The sequence below is a fragment of the Rhodopseudomonas sp. genome, from assembly GCF_013377015.1.
Taxonomy (GTDB): Bacteria; Pseudomonadota; Alphaproteobacteria; order Rhizobiales; family Xanthobacteraceae; genus JARJEH01.
Window position 1 is genome coordinate 104,428 of record NZ_JACABA010000005.1, and the last position, 14,712, is coordinate 119,139.

The window sequence follows — 14,712 nt, forward strand, 5'->3', positions numbered from 1 at the left end:
CCGACCAACAGCAAGAAACAACAACAAACGCAATTCCAGGGAGGTTGATGTGAAACGGGAAATCGGAATCGTCGGAGCCGGCGTCGGCGGCTTGCATCTGGCGCTGTATCTGCAGAAGCACGGCGTCGACGCCACGATCATCACCGATCGCGAACCGCACGAATACCGCCACAGCCGGTTGCTGAACACGGTTGCGCATCACCATGTCACGATCGCCAGAGAGGACTATCTCGGCATCGACCATTGGTCGAAGCCGGAATTGTTCTACGCCTATCACGACCACTACTTCAATTTTCCGCAGCCGCTTCACTTCCGTGGCGACTTCACCAAGCCGAGCCGGGCCGTGGACTACCGCATCTATCTGCCGGTCTTGATGGAAGAATTCATGAAGCGCGGCGGCCGGATCGAATACCGTCGGGTTGACGAAGTCGACATCCCGGTGCTGGCCGCTCGGTTCGAATTGCTGGTGGTCTCCACCGGCAAGGGCGGCTTCGGCCAGATCTTTCCCTATCGCCCGGAGCTGACGCCGTTCTCGCAGCCGCAGCGCCGCCTTTGCGTCGGTCTTTACAACGGCGTCCGGCAAACCAATCCGATGAGCGTGACGCTGTCGGTGTCGCCGGGGCACGGCGAGATGATCGTGATTCCGACCGTGACCTTCGACGGCATCGCCACCGCCTTGCTGATGGAGAACGTGCCGGGCGGCGACCTCGAAGAGCTGGCGACCCTGGACTACGCGCAGGACCGCAAGCATTTCCTGCGGACCCTGCTGGCCAAGCTCGAAAGGCACCATCCGACGACCTTCGACCGGATCGATCCCGCGCAATTCGATCTCGCCCAGGAGCAGGACCTGCTGCAGGGCGGGGTGGTGCCGACGGTGCGCAACACTACGGCGGAGTTTGCCGACGGAAAATGCGCCATCGCGCTTGGCGACGTGCATTCGGTGGTCGATCCGATGATGGGGCAGGGCGCCAACATGGCGTCCTATGCGGCCTTCGTGCTCGGCGAGGAGATCGTCAAGGGTGATGCCCTCGATGTCCGCTTCTGCGAAAAGGTCGACCTGCGCCGCCAGGACAGGGTGCTCGCCGCGTCGCGCTGGACCAACATGATGCTGGCGCCGCCGTCGCCCGCGCTGGGCATGCTGCTCGGCACCATGGGCCAGAACAAGCTGCTGGCCGATGAATTCACCGAGAACTTCAACTATCCGGAGGTTCAGTGGGATCGCATCTCGACCCCGCAACGCATTCAAGCCTGGATCGATCGCACCAGCGCTCCCCACGAACAGCGCATCGCAGCGGCTTGAGGAATTCCGATGCATTGTCTGACCGTGCTGTATCCGCGCCCCGACGATCCCGATCGCTTCAAGCGCTACTACATCGACAGCCATCTGCCGCTGGCGAAGCGGCTGCCCGGGCTGCAATCGTGTTCCTGGGGCTTTCCGGTCGCGCTCGGCCCGGGTGACGACACCGCGTTCTGCATCTTCCAGGCCGTGTTCGAGAGCGCGGAAGCGATGGGAGCCGCGCTGCAATCGGAGATCGGCGGCCAGGTCGCCGCCGACGTGCCGAACTACTCGCCGAAGGGCGCCCGGCTGTCGCACTACGCCCTGGAGAGCTAGCGATGCAGCGCGCCGACCCGGCCCAGTTCCGCGCCGCCGCATCGCGCTTTGCCACCGGCGTGACGGTGATCACCGCGCTCGACGCGGCGGGTCGCATCTGCGCCATGACGGCGAACAGCTTCGTTACCGTCAGCCTGTCGCCGCCGACCGTGTTGATCCTGACCGTGGCCGGACGGACCCATTCGGCGATCGCCGCGAGCCGCCGCTACGGCGTGAATGTCCTGCCCGAGCGCGGCGCCGCGCTATCGGCGCACTTTGCCGGCCATCCCGATCCCGAGCTCAGTCCGCGCTACGAATGGACCGACGGGCTTCCGCGGCTCGCCGATTGTCTGGCGTTCTTCGCCTGCGATGTGGTGCGGGAGATCACGCTGAACGATCACACCATGTTCGTCGCGGAGGTGACCACCTGCGACCATCGCGACAGCGCGCCGCTGGTGTTCTTCGGCAGCCGCTATCATCAAGGCGCCGGCAAGCCCGCCGAAACCTGATTGGATCGAACGGATGGGCGGCGTGCGTGGCGCGCCGCCCGATTGCCTCAGCCGTGCAATTTGATCGCGGTCTCGGCGATGGTCTTGCCCTGATAGCGCGCGCCGGCGAGTTCATTGACGCTGGGCTGTCGCGAGCCGTCGCCGCCGGCGATCGTGGTCGCGCCGTAGGGCGAGCCGCCGGTGACTTCGTCGAGTTTCATCTGGCCCTGGAAGCCGTAGTTCAACCCGACCACCACCATGCCGAAATGCAGCAGGTTGGTGATGATCGAGAACAGCGTGGTTTCCTGGCCGCCATGCTGGGTCGCGGTCGAGGTGAAGGCGCCGCCGACCTTGCCGTGCAGCGCGCCCTTCGCCCACAGGCCGCCGGCCTGGTCGAGGAAGTTCGCCATCTGCGACGTCATTCGGCCGAACCGGGTGCCGCTGCCGACGATGATGGCGTCGTAATTGGCGAGATCGGCGATGGTGGCGACCGGCGCTGCCTGGTCGAGCTTGTAGTGCGAGGCTTTCGCCACGTCGGGCGGCACCAGTTCGGGCACCCGCTTGATATCGACTGTCGCACCCGCTTCGCGCGCGCCTTCGGCGACCGCATTCGCCATGGTTTCGATGTGGCCGTAGGCGGAATAATAGAGCACGAGTACTTTAGCCATGATGGTCTCCGTTGGATGAAGGATTGAAGAAGTGTTCGTCATTGCGAGCGAAGCGAAGCAATCCAGGGCTGCGAGTCAGAGCTGGATTGCTTCGTCGCAACAGCTCCTCGCAATGACGAGCGAGAGGATCGTGGTGTTGTTCAGCTTACGCCGCGTCGACCAAGACCAGTTCGGAATCCTCCAGCGCGGTGATGGTCAGCGTGGCCTCGTCGCTGATCGCCGCACCGTCGCGGGCATTGACCCGCACGCCGTTGACCTCGACGCTGCCGACGGCGGGAACCAGATAGAGATGCCGCGTTTTGTCGGGCGCATATTCCGCGCTCTCGCCGGCCTTCAGCGTGGTCGCCAGAACCCTTGCGTCGGCGCGGATTGGCAATGCGTCGACGTCGGACGCAAAGCCGCTGGCGATGGTGACGAGCTTGCCGGAGCGGTCCGATTTCGGGAACGGCTTGGCACCCCAGGTCGGCTGGCCGCCGTCTTGCGTCGGCTCGATCCAGATCTGGAAGATCCGCGTGGTGCCCGGCTCAAGATTGTATTCGGAGTGCCGCACGCCTGAGCCTGCGCTCATCACCTGGACGTCGCCAGCCTCGGTACGGCCGTTGTTGCCGAGCGAGTCCTGATGGGTGATGGCGCCGTCGCGGACATAGGTGATGATTTCCATGTTCTTGTGCGGGTGCGCCGGAAAGCCGGTGTTGGACTGGATCTCGTCGTCGTTCCAGACCCGCAGGGCGCCGTGTCCCATGTTGGCGGGGTCGTAATAATTGGCGAACGAGAAGTGATGCTTGGCCTTCAGCCAGCCGTGGTCGGCACCGCCGAGTTTTGCGAAGGGGCGAAGTTCGATCATGTCTGTCTCCATTCATTGGCACCCGAAGGTGCTGATGACTTGCGTTGGCAGACTGGATAAGGCTTTCGCTTTGGTGCATAAATAGAAACTATTGAAACTCATTGTTTCTAATTATAAGCCTAAGGCCGATCATGGCGAAACTCCCGGATTTCGAGGCGCTGGCGATCTTCGCCAAGGTGGTGGAGCTGCGCTCCTTCGCCGGTGCGGCGGCCGAACTGACCCTGTCCAAGGCCACGGTGTCGAAGGCCGTCACCCGGCTCGAAGCCCGGCTCGGCGCCCGGCTGTTCAACCGGACCTCGCGGCGGTTGGCGCTGACTGATGCCGGTCAAAAACTGGCGGAGCGGGCGACGCAATTGCTGGCCGACGGCGAGGCGGCGGAAAACGAGGCGCTGGCGCAGTCGGCGGCGCCGCGCGGGCTGGTGCGGCTGGCGGTGCCGATGACTTTCGGGGTCAAAGTGGTGGCGCCGCTGCTGCCGGAGTTCCTCGCCCTTTATCCCGAGGTGGCGATCGATCTGCATCTGTCCGATGCGATGGTCGATCTGATCGGCGAGGGCTTCGACGCCGGGGTGCGGATCGCGACCCTGCCGGATTCCTCGCTGATGGCGCGGCGGCTGTGCGCGATGCCGCGCTACACCGTGGCGTCGAAGGCCTATCTGGCGCGCCACGGCCGGCCGACCCATCCGATGCATCTCGCCCAGCATCGCTGCCTCGGTTACGCCTACCTGTCTACGCCCGGCGCCTGGCACTACAGCAACGCTGCCGGCGAACAAGCCACGGTGCGGCCGTCCGGGCCGCTGCGGGTCAATAATGGCGAGGCACTGCTGCCCGCGGTGATCGCCGGGCTCGGCATCGCCGACCTGCCGGAATTCATCGTCGGCGATGCGCTTGCGGCCGGCGAGGTCGAGGTGATCCTGCAGGGCTGGCACCAGCGCGAGGGCGCGGTGCATCTGGTGACGCCGCCCGGCGGCCCGCGGCCGGCGCGGGTCGAGGCGCTCGCTGCCTATCTGGCCGACAAGCTCGGCCGGCCGCGCCGCGCCGGCCTCAGTTCAGCGTGACGTTGAATTCATAGGCCCGGCCGGGCCCGACCAGGGTGAGCTTCAGCGTCGCGCCTTCCGGATGCGCGCCGGGCGGCAGGCCGTCGAGCGCAAAGGTAAAGCGCTTCACCCCGGCGGGCGCGTCGTCGAGCAGCGTCGGCACCGGGAACGACCAGTCCGGTGTCGGACCCTCGACGAACAGGCTCACCTCGCTGGCGGCGGGCGCGATCACATCGACCCAGACTTCGCCGCCATTGCGTTTGACCTCGCGGATCGTCACCGGGTTGGGATCGCCGATCGTGGCCGGCACCGGCACGGTGTCGAGCGCGGCCAACAGTGCGCCGTCCTGGGTGCTGGCGACGCTGACAAACGCCAGTTCGGGACTGGCCTCGACCGGAACGCAGAGCTTTTCGCAGACCGCGTAATCGACCTTGGCGCGCAGCGTCACCGGCTTGTCGGCATTCTTCGCCACGATCCGCAGCGGCAATACCACCTGCTTCTTGTAGCCGAGCGAATGGCCGCCGGCGCCGTCCTCGAATGCGGTCGGGGCCGGCCACAGGATGGTCACGGTTTCGATATTCTCGGACTTGCTGAAATCGAACCGCGGCGGCACGCCGGAATCCCCGGGGGCGCGCCAGTAGGTTTTCCATCCCGGCTGCAACTGGAATGCGATGCCGCCGAGCAACACGGCGCCGCTGCGCGAGCCGGCGATCAATCTTACCGCTGAATGGCTGTCGCTGATCCAGGGCGAGCTATCGTCGGCGTGCGCGCTGTCGCTCAGCACGGCTGCGAATGCCGCGACGGCGACCAACAGGGCACGAACAGGAACCATTGCGATCATCTGACGTCTTTAGGTCCTAGGCCGCGCCCGAACCATTGAATTGGCTGTGATCCAATCCTTGTCGCAGGCCGGAAGCTTGATTGACACGATTGCCACCCAATATCAGGATGTACACGAACCTGAGAGTGCTCTGATGGACCCGAAACCCAAAAGGACCAAGCGCACGGCAGCCAAAGGGGCGGAAGAAGCCTCCAGCCGCGGCTATCTCGACGGGCAATTGCTGATCGCGATGCCGGTGATGGAAGACGAACGGTTCGCGCGGTCGGTGATCTATGTCTGTGCGCATTCCTCGGAAGGCGCCATGGGCATCATCGTCAACCGGCCGGCCGGTAGCATCGATTTTCCGGAATTGCTGGTGCAGCTCGACATCATCGAAAAGGCCGACCAGATCAAGCTGCCGGAAAACGCCGAAACCATGAAAGTGCTGAAGGGCGGGCCGGTTGAAACCGGGCGCGGATTCGTACTGCATTCGAGCGATTTCTTTATCAAGGACGCCACGCTGCCGATCGACGACGGCATCTGTCTGACCGCGACGGTGGACATTTTGAAGGCGATCGCCAAGGGCGCCGGGCCAAAACACGCAATTCTTGCGCTCGGCTATGCCGGCTGGGCGCCGGGGCAGCTTGAAACCGAGATCCAGGACAATGGCTGGCTGCACTGCGCCGCCGACGCCGACCTGATCTTCGGCAGCGACGTCGAGGACAAATACGATCGCGCGATGCACAAGATCGGCATTGAGCCCGGCATGCTGTCGAACGAAGCCGGCCACGCGTAGGATTGCGCGCCATTGAGCGCACGGCCGTCATCGCCCGGCTTGACTGGGCGACCCAGTATTCCAGAGCGCAAGTGCTAGAGTCGCAACACTGTGACGTACTGGATCCTCCGCTTTCGCGGAGGCTGACAGTTAGAGGCGCGCCGCCGCATCGTGCAACCTCTGCGCCGCGCTAGCCCGCCGCTTCCAGCCTCTCTTCGGCCAGCAGCCGCATTGCGGCGTCGGCATCCATTGGCTCGCCGAAGGCGAAGCCCTGGGCGTATTCGCAGCCGAGTTGATACAGCTCCACGGCATCGGAGTCAGTCTCCGCGCCTTCGGCCACCACTTCCATGCCGAGATCGTGCGCCATCGCAATGATCGATTTCAGGATCACCGGTCGCGTGCCGCGGGTGGTGGTACGGACGAACGACTGGTCGATCTTGATGGTGTCGAACGGGAAGCGCTGCAGATAGGCCAGCGAGGAATGCCCGGTGCCGAAATCGTCGAGCGACAGCCCGGTGCCGAGTTCGCGGATCCGCGTCAGCATTTGCGCCGCATGTTCCGGATTTTCCATCACCATCGATTCAGTTAGTTCGAGCTTCAGCGTGCCGCGCGCCACCGACGACCGCGACAGCACGGTGCGAATGTCGTGCAGCAGATCGTGCCGCAGCAACTGCCGCGAGGAGACGTTGACGCTGGCGAAAATCGGTTCGCGGGAGCGCATCGCGCGCTGCCAGATCGACAGCTGCTTGGCGGTCTGGTCCATGACGAACAGGCCGAGTTCGATGATCAGCCCGATTTCCTCGGCGATCGAAATGAATTCGACCGGCGACATCCTTCCCAGTTTCGGGTGATCCCAGCGCGCCAGCGCCTCGAAGCCGGCGATCGAGCGGTCTTCCAGCCGCACGATCGGCTGATACAGAATGGTGATTTCCTGCCGCTCGATGGCGCGGCGCAGTTCGGATTCCAGCGTCAGGCGATCCGACTTGCGCGCCCGCATCGCCGGCTTGTAGACGTCGATGCGGTCGCCGCCGATCCGCTTACTGTGATACATCGCCAGCTCGGCGTCCTTGATGATCTCGTCCGAGAGCTGGGTCTGCGGATCGCTCAGCGCCAGTCCGATCGAGGCGGTGAGAAAGATCTCGCGGTCGTTGAAGGCGATCGGGGCGCGGATGGTCTTGCGAATGGTTTCGGCGAAGGCGGTGATCTTCGCCGGGTCCTGTTCCGAAAGCAGGATCAGGCCGAACTGGTCGCCGGCGAGCCGCGCCAAGGTGTCCTGCGGCTTCAGGATCCGGGTCAACCGCCGCGCCAATGTCAGCAAAATCGAATCGCCGACTGCGATGCCGACCGAATCATTGACCTGCTTGAAGCGGTCGAGGTCGATCACCATCAGCGTCGGACGCAGGCTCGGCATGGTCTTGGCGAAATTGGCGACGGCGCCCAATCGATCGATGAACAGCTTGCGGTTCGGCAGGCCGGTGAGGTTGTCGTGCACGGAATCGTGCAGCATCCGCTCCTCGGCGTTCTTCTGCTCGGTGACGTCGGTCAGGGTGCCGACCACGCGCGACACCTCGCCGTCGGAGCCGACCACCGGGCGCGCCTTCAGGGCGAACCACATGAAGTGGCCGTCGGGCGTGCGCAGCCGGAAATCCTGGGTCAGCCGACCGCGGCGCTGGTCGAGCACGCTGTCGAGCGCGGCGCGGAAGCGGTCCTGGTCGAGCGGATGCAGCACTTCCAGCCATTTCGCCGCGGAGCCTTCCAGCGTGCCGCGCTTCAGCCCGAGCAACGCCTCGGTCTCCGGGCTGGTGAACACCTTGTCGGCGGAGACGTCCCAGTCCCAGATCAGGTCGCCGGAGCCGGTCAGCGCCAGCGCGCGGCGCTCGACGTCGGAGACCACACCGGAGGCGGCGCTGCCGCCGGCGAAGGCGTGCTGCATCACCGTGAAGCCGATCAGCATCACGATCAACACCAAGCCGCCGAGCAGCGCTGGGCCGACGATGTCGTTGGTGACGCTGCCCGCCACCGCCATGCCCGACGCGATCACCCACACCACCAGCAGGAACCAGGTCGGGATCAGCAGCACCGCGCGGTCGAAACCGTGGGTCGACAGATACAGGATCAGCGCGAAGCCGGCGAAGGCGATCAGCACCAGCGAGATCCGCGCGATCCCCGAGGCCACCGCGGGATCGAACAGCGCCAGCGCCACCAGGGAGCCGAGGAAGGCGAGCCAGCCCAGCGTGATGTGCGAGTAGCGCACGTGCCAGCGGCTGAGATTGAGATAGGCGAACAGGAACACCAGCAGCGTCGCGGCGAGGATGGCTTCGCCGGAGGCACGCCAGACCCGCTCGGCGCCGGCCGACATGTCCAGCACCTTGCCCCAGAAACCGAAATCGATGCCGATATAGACCAGTACCGCCCAGGCCAGCGCCGCCGCGGCGGGGAACATGATGCTGCCCTTGACCACGAACAGGATCGTCAGCACCAGCGCCAGCAGGCCGGAGATGCCGATCACGATGCCCTGGTACAGGGTGAACGAATTGACCTTGTCCTTGTAGGCTTCGGGTTCCCACAGATAGAGCTGAGGCAGCTTGTCGGTGCGCAGTTCGGCGACGAAGGTGATCACCGCGCCGGGATCGAGCGTGATGCGGAAGATGTCGGCGGTGGCGGAGTCCTGGCGCTCCGGACGGTCGCCGGTGGACGGCGTGATGGTGGCGATTCGCGACAGTCCGAGATCGGGCCACAGCAATCCCGACGACACGATGCGGTAATGCGGCGCCACGATCAGGCGGTCGAGCTGGTCGTCGGTGTTGTTGGCGAGCGCGAACACCACCCAGTTCTGTCCGCCTTCGCGGGCGCGCACTTCAACGCGACGGACGATGCCGTCGGTGCCGGGCGCTGTCGATACTTGGATGCGGTCGGTGTCGCTGCGCTGATGATCGAGCACCGCGGTGAGGTCGATCGCGGGCGCGTCGCTGCGGACGCTGACGGCGTCGACCGCGTGTGCCTTCGGTGAGGCCGCAATCATCATGAGACCCAGCGCCAGCGGCGCAAGGTACCTGATTAGACGCAAGGTCGGTTCTCCGCGTTCACATCGGTCGGCAGGCGCGGCCATGCGCGCATCGGTCGCAGCATAAATGACATGAATACGAGACAAAACATAGGCTTTACAGCCCCGCCACCAACGGTCACGTCTCAAACCGTCAACACAATTTTGCCAATATGTTGGCTGCTTTCCATCCGCCGGTGCGCATCGGCGGCCTGCGCGAGCGGGAAGGTGCCATCGATCAGCGGCTTGACCCGGCCGTCCCGCAGCAGCGGCATCACCTTGGCCTCGATCGCCGCGACCATCGCCGCTTTGTCGGCGTTGCTGCGCGGCCGCAGCGTCGAGCCGGTGTGATGCAGTCGCTTCATCATCAGCTTGGCGAAATTCACCGTCGCCTTCGGGCCGTTGAGAAAGGCAATCTGCACGATCCGCCCGTCGATCGCCGCGGCGTCGTAGTTGCGCTCGATATAGTCGCCGCCGACCATGTCGAGAATCAGTTCGACGCCCTTGCCGCCGGTGATCTCCTTGACCACGGCGACGAAATCCTCGGTCTTGTAGTTGATCGCGCGCGCCGCGCCGAGCTTAAGGCAGGCATCGGCCTTGTCCTGCGAGCCGACGGTGACGATCACCTTTGAGCCGAGCGCGGTGGCGAGCTGGATCGCCATCGTGCCGATTCCCGAGGAGCCGCCGTGGATCAGCAGGGTTTCGCCGGGCTGCAACGCGCCGCGCTCGAACACATTGTGCCACACCGTCATCAGGGTTTCGGGGGCGGCGCCGGCCTCGATCATCGAAAAACCGGCGGGCACCGTCATCGCTTGCGCATCCGGCGCGATGCAATATTCGGCGTAGCCGCCGCCGGCCACCAGCGACATCACCTTGTCGCCGAGCTTGTGTTTGGTGACGCCGTCGCCGAGCGCGACGACCTCGCCGGCGATCTCGAGGCCGGGAAGGTCGCTGGCGCCGGGCGGCGGCGGATAGCTGCCGGACCGCTGCGCGACGTCGGGGCGGTTGACGCCGGCGGCGTGGACCTTGACCAGGATCTCGTTCGGACCGGGTTTCGGCACCGCGCGGGTCTCGGGCAGCAGCACCTCGGGTCCACCGGGCTTGCTGATGCCGATAACGGTCATTTGCGCGGGCAGCTGTTCCATGATTTGTCCTTGGCAGGGGCGGGCGAAGCTGCCCCTGATTAGACAGCCGCGGCGTGGCTGGCAACCACGTCCGGAACCGCGTAGTGGCAGGACAGACAAGATGGCGATCGACGACGACGACAAACCGCGAAAGAAAATCAGCCACGAGATCGGACAGGATCTGTCGTTGCTGTCGGTCGAGGAACTTGGCGACCGTATTGCGCTATTGACCGCCGAGATCGCGCGGCTGCAATCGGCGCAGACCATGAAGCGCGCCACCCGCGACGCTGCCGATCGGTTTTTCAAGACCTGAGTGGCGGAAGACCTCGAACGGCGAGTAGAGATCGGAAGACGGCTTCGTAGTCGCCATTCGGCCGGCACTACCCGCCTACGATAGCGTTGTGTCGTTTCGGCACAGCGGCGCGGGATGGCAAACAAAGTCCCAACAAAACCGCTCGTTTACGCGACGTTAAGCCTTCCGAGGTATTACTTCATTGTCCATCTTTTGGACCGAGTGGCTCCTGTCCACTCTGTTTTGACGCCTCCCTGTTACCAACTTTAAAGCCGCCGGAAACGGCGGCTCTTTTTTTTGGCTGTCACGGTTTCGTCACCGCTCAGGAGACCGTGTTAACCTTTGCCGACGTCGCCGCTGGACTCCCGGCCGCGGGCGCGCAATGATTTGTTCATCATAAGCCGGTGCCGATCGAAGCCGGCGGTGTAACAAGTTGCGTGAGGCGTTAACCATGTCGGACCATTCGCATAGCGAAGCCGCGCTCGTTCAGTTCAGCGAGCGATTGACGAACTCCGCCGCGTTCGGCGTCCTGTTCCGGGAAGGCATGGATCTGGTCGAGGAGACCGCGGCCTATCTCGACGGCGCCGGCCGCGCCGAGGCCAAGGCGCTGGATCGCGCCGTCAGCCTGACCTACGCCACCGAAAGCATGCGGCTAACCACCCGGCTGATGCAGCTCGCCTCCTGGCTGCTGCTGCACCGCGCCGTCAAGGAAGGCGAGATGACGCTGGTGCAGGCCAATCGGGAAAAGACCAAGGTCAAGCTTTCGGCCGCCGATCCTGGCGCCGACGATATGCTCGAACGTCTTCCGGAGCAGCTGCAGGAACTGATCGCCCGCTCGATGAGCCTGCAGTCCAAGGTCCGCCGCCTCGACAACACCATGCACGCGTCAAGCGAGCGGGCGCCGATCGGCAATCCGCTGGTGCCGCAGCTCAACCGGCTGAAGGCGGCGTTCGAGGGCTGACCGCAGAGCTGGTGCGGTCGTTCGTTGGTACGCCGTCACTCTGGAGCAGGCCGTCATTCCGGGGCGCGAGGCCGCAGGCCGAGCGAACCCGGAATCTCGCCGCTTGTCCGGCCGGCAAGATTCCGGGTTCGTTCGCAGCTACGCTGCTCACGCCCCGGAATGACGGATCTATCGGCTTTGTCACGCGCAACGCAAAACGCCCCGGCATGAGCCAGGGCGTTGCGGTTCCGGCCAGGAAAATCCTGACGAACAATCAATCTTTCTTGAGGAAGCCCGAAAACTTCTTCTGGAAACGCGAGACCCGGCCACCGCGATCCAGCATCTGCTGCTGGCCGCCGATCCAGGCCGGATGCGACTTGGAATCGATGTCGAGGTTCAGCTTGTCGCCTTCCTTGCCCCAGGTGGAGCGCGTCAGATATTCGGTGCCGTCCGTCATGACCACCGTAATATTATGATAATTCGGGTGAATTTCGGCTTTCATGGGACATCCTTCGGCGCGTCGGCGCCTGCATAACGGCGTTGGTGAGGGCGGATTTGCGCGGTTCTATATCGCAGGACCGCTGTCAAGACAAGGTGTCGCCCGGATTTGCCAGCGGCGGCTGGGCGGCCTAATTGAGACCGTCTGGAAGCGGTCTAGAATGACGTGACAGGAAATTCGATGAAGTCGGCGAAACAGCGCGAGACCGAGCCTCCTGCGGCAGCGATTGCGTTGTCGCTCGAGGCGATTGCTGCGACGGAGAATGTCGGGCCGCGAGTGGGGCCGCTGGTCGCCGATGCTCCCGTGGAGCAGGTCGAGGCGAAGCGCGGCCGGTTGCGTCCGCTGCTGGCGCTGTTGCCCTACGTGGCGCGCTATCGCGGCCGCGCGCTGCTGGCGCTGGCGGCGCTGATCGTCGCGGCGCTGACCACGCTGGTGGTGCCGCTCGCGGTACGACGGCTGATCGATTTCGGCTTCAGCCCCGAAGGCATCGCGCTGATCAACAGCTACTTCAGCGTGATGCTGGCGATCGTGGCGGTGCTCGCGCTGGCCAGCGCGGCGCGCTACTATCTGGTGATGACGATCGGCGAGCGGATCGTCGCCGATCTGCGCCGCGACGTGTTTGCGCATCTGACTGCGCTGTCGCCGAGCTTCTTCGATTCCGCCCGCAGCGGCGAGCTGATCTCGCGGCTGACCGCCGACACCACCCAGATCAAGTCCGCAGTCGGCGCCTCGGTGTCGATCGCGCTGCGCAACATCATGCTGTTCGTCGGCGCGATGGCGATGATGGTGATTTCGAGTCCGCGATTGAGCGGCTTCGTGCTGGCGGCGATCCCGCTGATCGTGCTGCCGCTGGTGGCGTTCGGACGCTGGGTGCGCCGGCTGTCGCGCAACGCGCAGGACACCCTCGCCGATGCGTCGGCCTATGCGTCGGAACTGATCGGCGCGATCCGGGTGGTGCAGGCCTACACCAATGAGAGCCTGGCGAAGGCGCGGTTCGGCGGCGAGGTCGAGCAGGCCTATGAGGCGGCGCGCAGCTCGACCAAAGCCCGCGCGCTTCTCACCGCGATCATCATCTTCATCGTGTTCTCGAGCGTGGTGGCGATCCTCTGGGTCGGCTCGCACGACGTCGTCACCGGCCACATCAGCCCGGGCCGGCTCGGCCAGTTCGTGCTCTATGCGGCGTTCGCCGCCTCCAGCCTCGGCCAACTCAGCGAGGTTTGGGGCGAGGTTTCGGCGGCGTCGGGCGCCGCGGAACGGTTGTTCGAGATCCTGCGGGTCAAGCCCGCGGTCGCGGTGCCGGCGCAGCCGCGGGCGCTGCCGACGCCGGCGCGCGGCGACGTGGTGCTCGACAATGTCAGCTTCGCCTATCCGACGAGGCCGGATACGTTGGTGCTCGATCACGTCTCGCTGTCGGTGCGAGCCGGCGAGAAGGTGGCGATCGTCGGTCCTTCCGGCGCCGGCAAGAGCACGCTGTTTCACCTGCTGCTGCGGTTCTACGATCCGTCGAGCGGCACGATTTCGCTCGATGGCGTGGCGATCAGCGCCGCCGATCCGCGCGAGGTGCGCGAGCGGATCGCGCTGGTGCCGCAGGATTCCGTGGTGTTCGCCGCGACCGCGCGGGACAATATCCGGTTCGGCCGCGAAGATGCCGGCGACGCCGAGGTCGAACGCGCCGCCGATCAGGCCCACGCCACCGAATTCATCCGCCGGCTGCCGAACGGCTTCGAGGCGCAGCTCGGCGAGCGTGGCGTGACGCTGTCCGGCGGCCAGCGCCAGCGCATCGCGATCGCCCGCGCGATCCTGCGCGATGCGCCGTTGCTGCTACTGGACGAGGCGACCTCGTCGCTCGACGCCGAAAGCGAGGTGCTGGTGCAGACCGCGCTGCAGGAACTGATGCGCCACCGCACCACGCTGGTGATCGCACATCGGCTCGCCACCGTGCTGTCCTGTGACCGCATTCTGGTGATGGAGCAGGGCAAGATCGTCGAGCAGGGCACCCACGCCCAACTGGTCGCCAAGGGCGGCCTCTACGCCCGGCTGGCCAAGCTGCAATTCGAGGCGGCGTAAGGCTCAGCGAATCGGCAGTGAGGGATCGCGTGCCACGCGGCGGACCGCGTGGACGATGATTTCGTCTCCGTCGATCTCGTAGAAAACCAGATAAGGATACGGTGACGTCATCAAGCGGCGAACCGCGGGATCATCGGTGCGCCTACCGATCCGCGGATGAGTCGTCAGCAGATCGATGATCGACCGGATACGGCCCTGGACGTGTTTTGCGCCTTGCGGCGACTCGGCGGCAATATGGTCGAGGATCGAAGCAAGATCGGCGAGCGCTGGCGCTGTATAGCGCAGCCTCACAGCCCGTGCTTGGCCCACACTGCCCGGACCTGCGCGTCGCTGGCGAATTCGCCGCGCACCGCCGCCGCCTTCGAGGCGACGACCGCCACGCGCTCGTCGGCCGATAACGTCACAGGCGCCGCCTTGTCGTCTCCGGCGAGCTGCATGACGACGCGAGCGATGTCGTCCTGAACCTGCGGCGGCAGCGCACGCGCGATCTCAACGGCTTGATCCAAGAGCTTGGTCATGCCTTCAGA

The 14,712-nt window shown here is 65.0% G+C and carries 16 protein-coding genes; 8 read left to right on the forward strand and 8 right to left on the reverse strand.

Annotated elements, in window-relative coordinates; all coding sequences use genetic code 11:
* Positions 1-49 precede the first annotated feature (49 nt).
* From styA to HXX15_RS19325, 3 genes are read left to right on the forward strand one after another with little or no spacing between them, the layout of a single operon-like run.
* Positions 50-1,300, forward strand: coding sequence for a styrene monooxygenase subunit StyA (styA, locus tag HXX15_RS19315; protein ID WP_296518018.1), 1,251 nt, complete (start codon positions 50-52; stop codon positions 1,298-1,300).
* 9 nt (positions 1,301-1,309) lie between these two features.
* Complete coding sequence (locus tag HXX15_RS19320; RefSeq protein ID WP_296518019.1) at positions 1,310-1,612, forward strand: EthD family reductase; 303 nt, start codon at positions 1,310-1,312, stop codon at positions 1,610-1,612.
* Positions 1,613-1,614: 2 nt separating this feature from the next.
* Positions 1,615-2,100 carry a flavin reductase family protein gene (locus HXX15_RS19325; protein WP_296518020.1) on the forward strand — a complete coding sequence of 162 codons (486 nt, stop codon included), beginning with the start codon at positions 1,615-1,617 and terminating at the stop codon, positions 2,098-2,100.
* A 47-nt stretch (positions 2,101-2,147) separates the two neighbouring features.
* Here HXX15_RS19325 and wrbA read toward each other — a convergent pair whose 3' ends face one another.
* Positions 2,148-2,747, reverse strand: coding sequence for an NAD(P)H:quinone oxidoreductase (gene wrbA, locus HXX15_RS19330; protein WP_296518021.1), 600 nt, complete (start codon positions 2,745-2,747; stop codon positions 2,148-2,150).
* 145 nt (positions 2,748-2,892) lie between these two features.
* A complete protein-coding gene (locus HXX15_RS19335) occupies positions 2,893-3,591 on the reverse strand; it encodes a pirin family protein (RefSeq protein ID WP_296518022.1) in 699 nt (232 codons plus the stop codon).
* 131 nt (positions 3,592-3,722) lie between these two features.
* Between HXX15_RS19335 and HXX15_RS19340 the strand changes: the two genes are divergently transcribed.
* The gene (locus tag HXX15_RS19340) at positions 3,723-4,646 is read left to right on the forward strand and encodes a LysR family transcriptional regulator (protein WP_296518023.1); all 924 of its coding nucleotides are present in this window, start codon (positions 3,723-3,725) and stop codon (positions 4,644-4,646) included.
* Here the strand turns inward: HXX15_RS19340 and HXX15_RS19345 are convergent.
* Positions 4,633-5,466: a protein-disulfide reductase DsbD domain-containing protein gene (locus tag HXX15_RS19345; RefSeq protein ID WP_296518024.1), complete on the reverse strand. Its 834-nt coding sequence runs from the start codon at positions 5,464-5,466 to the stop codon at positions 4,633-4,635. The two genes, HXX15_RS19340 and HXX15_RS19345, sit on opposite strands and share 14 nt — an antisense overlap.
* 133 nt (positions 5,467-5,599) lie before the next feature.
* On the opposite strand from HXX15_RS19345, the gene HXX15_RS19350 reads away from it, so the two are divergent.
* The gene (locus HXX15_RS19350) at positions 5,600-6,241 is read left to right on the forward strand and encodes a YqgE/AlgH family protein (protein ID WP_296518025.1); all 642 of its coding nucleotides are present in this window, start codon (positions 5,600-5,602) and stop codon (positions 6,239-6,241) included.
* Positions 6,242-6,410: 169 nt separating this feature from the next.
* On the opposite strand, the gene HXX15_RS19355 is transcribed toward HXX15_RS19350, so the two are convergent.
* Together HXX15_RS19355 and HXX15_RS19360 are read right to left on the reverse strand one after the other, a co-directional pair.
* On the reverse strand, positions 6,411-9,287 hold the full coding sequence (locus HXX15_RS19355) for an EAL domain-containing protein (RefSeq protein ID WP_296518026.1): 2,877 nt from the start codon (positions 9,285-9,287) through the stop codon (positions 6,411-6,413).
* Positions 9,288-9,409: 122 nt separating this feature from the next.
* Positions 9,410-10,408, reverse strand: coding sequence for an NAD(P)H-quinone oxidoreductase (locus tag HXX15_RS19360; protein ID WP_296518027.1), 999 nt, complete (start codon positions 10,406-10,408; stop codon positions 9,410-9,412).
* A 100-nt stretch (positions 10,409-10,508) separates the two neighbouring features.
* On the opposite strand from HXX15_RS19360, the gene HXX15_RS19365 reads away from it, so the two are divergent.
* Both HXX15_RS19365 and HXX15_RS19370 read left to right on the forward strand, forming a co-directional pair.
* Entirely contained in the window at positions 10,509-10,700 is a 192-nt protein-coding gene (locus HXX15_RS19365; protein WP_296518028.1) for a DUF1192 domain-containing protein, read from the forward strand.
* 430 nt (positions 10,701-11,130) lie between these two features.
* The gene (locus tag HXX15_RS19370; protein ID WP_296518029.1) at positions 11,131-11,640 is read left to right on the forward strand and encodes a DUF1465 family protein; all 510 of its coding nucleotides are present in this window, start codon (positions 11,131-11,133) and stop codon (positions 11,638-11,640) included.
* Between the two features lie 253 nt (positions 11,641-11,893).
* Here the strand turns inward: HXX15_RS19370 and rpmE are convergent, their stop codons facing one another.
* Positions 11,894-12,121: a 50S ribosomal protein L31 gene (rpmE, locus tag HXX15_RS19375; RefSeq protein ID WP_296518030.1), complete on the reverse strand. Its 228-nt coding sequence runs from the start codon at positions 12,119-12,121 to the stop codon at positions 11,894-11,896.
* Positions 12,122-12,298: 177 nt separating this feature from the next.
* Between rpmE and HXX15_RS19380 the strand changes: the two genes are divergently transcribed.
* On the forward strand, positions 12,299-14,185 hold the full coding sequence (locus tag HXX15_RS19380) for an ABC transporter transmembrane domain-containing protein (RefSeq protein WP_296518031.1): 1,887 nt from the start codon (positions 12,299-12,301) through the stop codon (positions 14,183-14,185).
* Between the two features lie 3 nt (positions 14,186-14,188).
* On the opposite strand, the gene HXX15_RS19385 is transcribed toward HXX15_RS19380, so the two are convergent.
* A complete protein-coding gene (locus HXX15_RS19385) occupies positions 14,189-14,476 on the reverse strand; it encodes a type II toxin-antitoxin system RelE/ParE family toxin (protein ID WP_296518032.1) in 288 nt (95 codons plus the stop codon).
* A complete protein-coding gene (locus tag HXX15_RS19390; protein ID WP_296518033.1) occupies positions 14,473-14,703 on the reverse strand; it encodes a hypothetical protein in 231 nt (76 codons plus the stop codon). Before HXX15_RS19390 ends, HXX15_RS19385 begins: the two co-directional genes overlap by 4 nt.
* Positions 14,704-14,712: the final 9 nt, after the last annotated feature.

Excerpts from the sequence above, each read along its gene's own strand:
- HXX15_RS19320 (WP_296518019.1), top strand. The coding sequence starts at position 1,310 with ATGCATTGTCTGACCGTGCTGTATCCGCGCCCCGACGATCCCGATCGC.
- HXX15_RS19325 (WP_296518020.1), top strand. The coding sequence starts at position 1,615 with ATGCAGCGCGCCGACCCGGCCCAGTTCCGCGCCGCCGCATCGCGCTTT.
- wrbA (WP_296518021.1), bottom strand. The coding sequence starts at position 2,747 with ATGGCTAAAGTACTCGTGCTCTATTATTCCGCCTACGGCCACATCGAA.
- HXX15_RS19335 (WP_296518022.1), bottom strand. The coding sequence starts at position 3,591 with ATGATCGAACTTCGCCCCTTCGCAAAACTCGGCGGTGCCGACCACGGC.
- HXX15_RS19340 (WP_296518023.1), top strand. The coding sequence starts at position 3,723 with ATGGCGAAACTCCCGGATTTCGAGGCGCTGGCGATCTTCGCCAAGGTG.
- HXX15_RS19345 (WP_296518024.1), bottom strand. The coding sequence starts at position 5,466 with ATGATCGCAATGGTTCCTGTTCGTGCCCTGTTGGTCGCCGTCGCGGCA.
- HXX15_RS19350 (WP_296518025.1), top strand. The coding sequence starts at position 5,600 with ATGGACCCGAAACCCAAAAGGACCAAGCGCACGGCAGCCAAAGGGGCG.
- HXX15_RS19360 (WP_296518027.1), bottom strand. The coding sequence starts at position 10,408 with ATGGAACAGCTGCCCGCGCAAATGACCGTTATCGGCATCAGCAAGCCC.
- HXX15_RS19365 (WP_296518028.1), top strand. The coding sequence starts at position 10,509 with ATGGCGATCGACGACGACGACAAACCGCGAAAGAAAATCAGCCACGAG.
- HXX15_RS19370 (WP_296518029.1), top strand. The coding sequence starts at position 11,131 with ATGTCGGACCATTCGCATAGCGAAGCCGCGCTCGTTCAGTTCAGCGAG.
- rpmE (WP_296518030.1), bottom strand. The coding sequence starts at position 12,121 with ATGAAAGCCGAAATTCACCCGAATTATCATAATATTACGGTGGTCATG.
- HXX15_RS19380 (WP_296518031.1), top strand. The coding sequence starts at position 12,299 with ATGAAGTCGGCGAAACAGCGCGAGACCGAGCCTCCTGCGGCAGCGATT.
- HXX15_RS19390 (WP_296518033.1), bottom strand. The coding sequence starts at position 14,703 with ATGACCAAGCTCTTGGATCAAGCCGTTGAGATCGCGCGTGCGCTGCCG.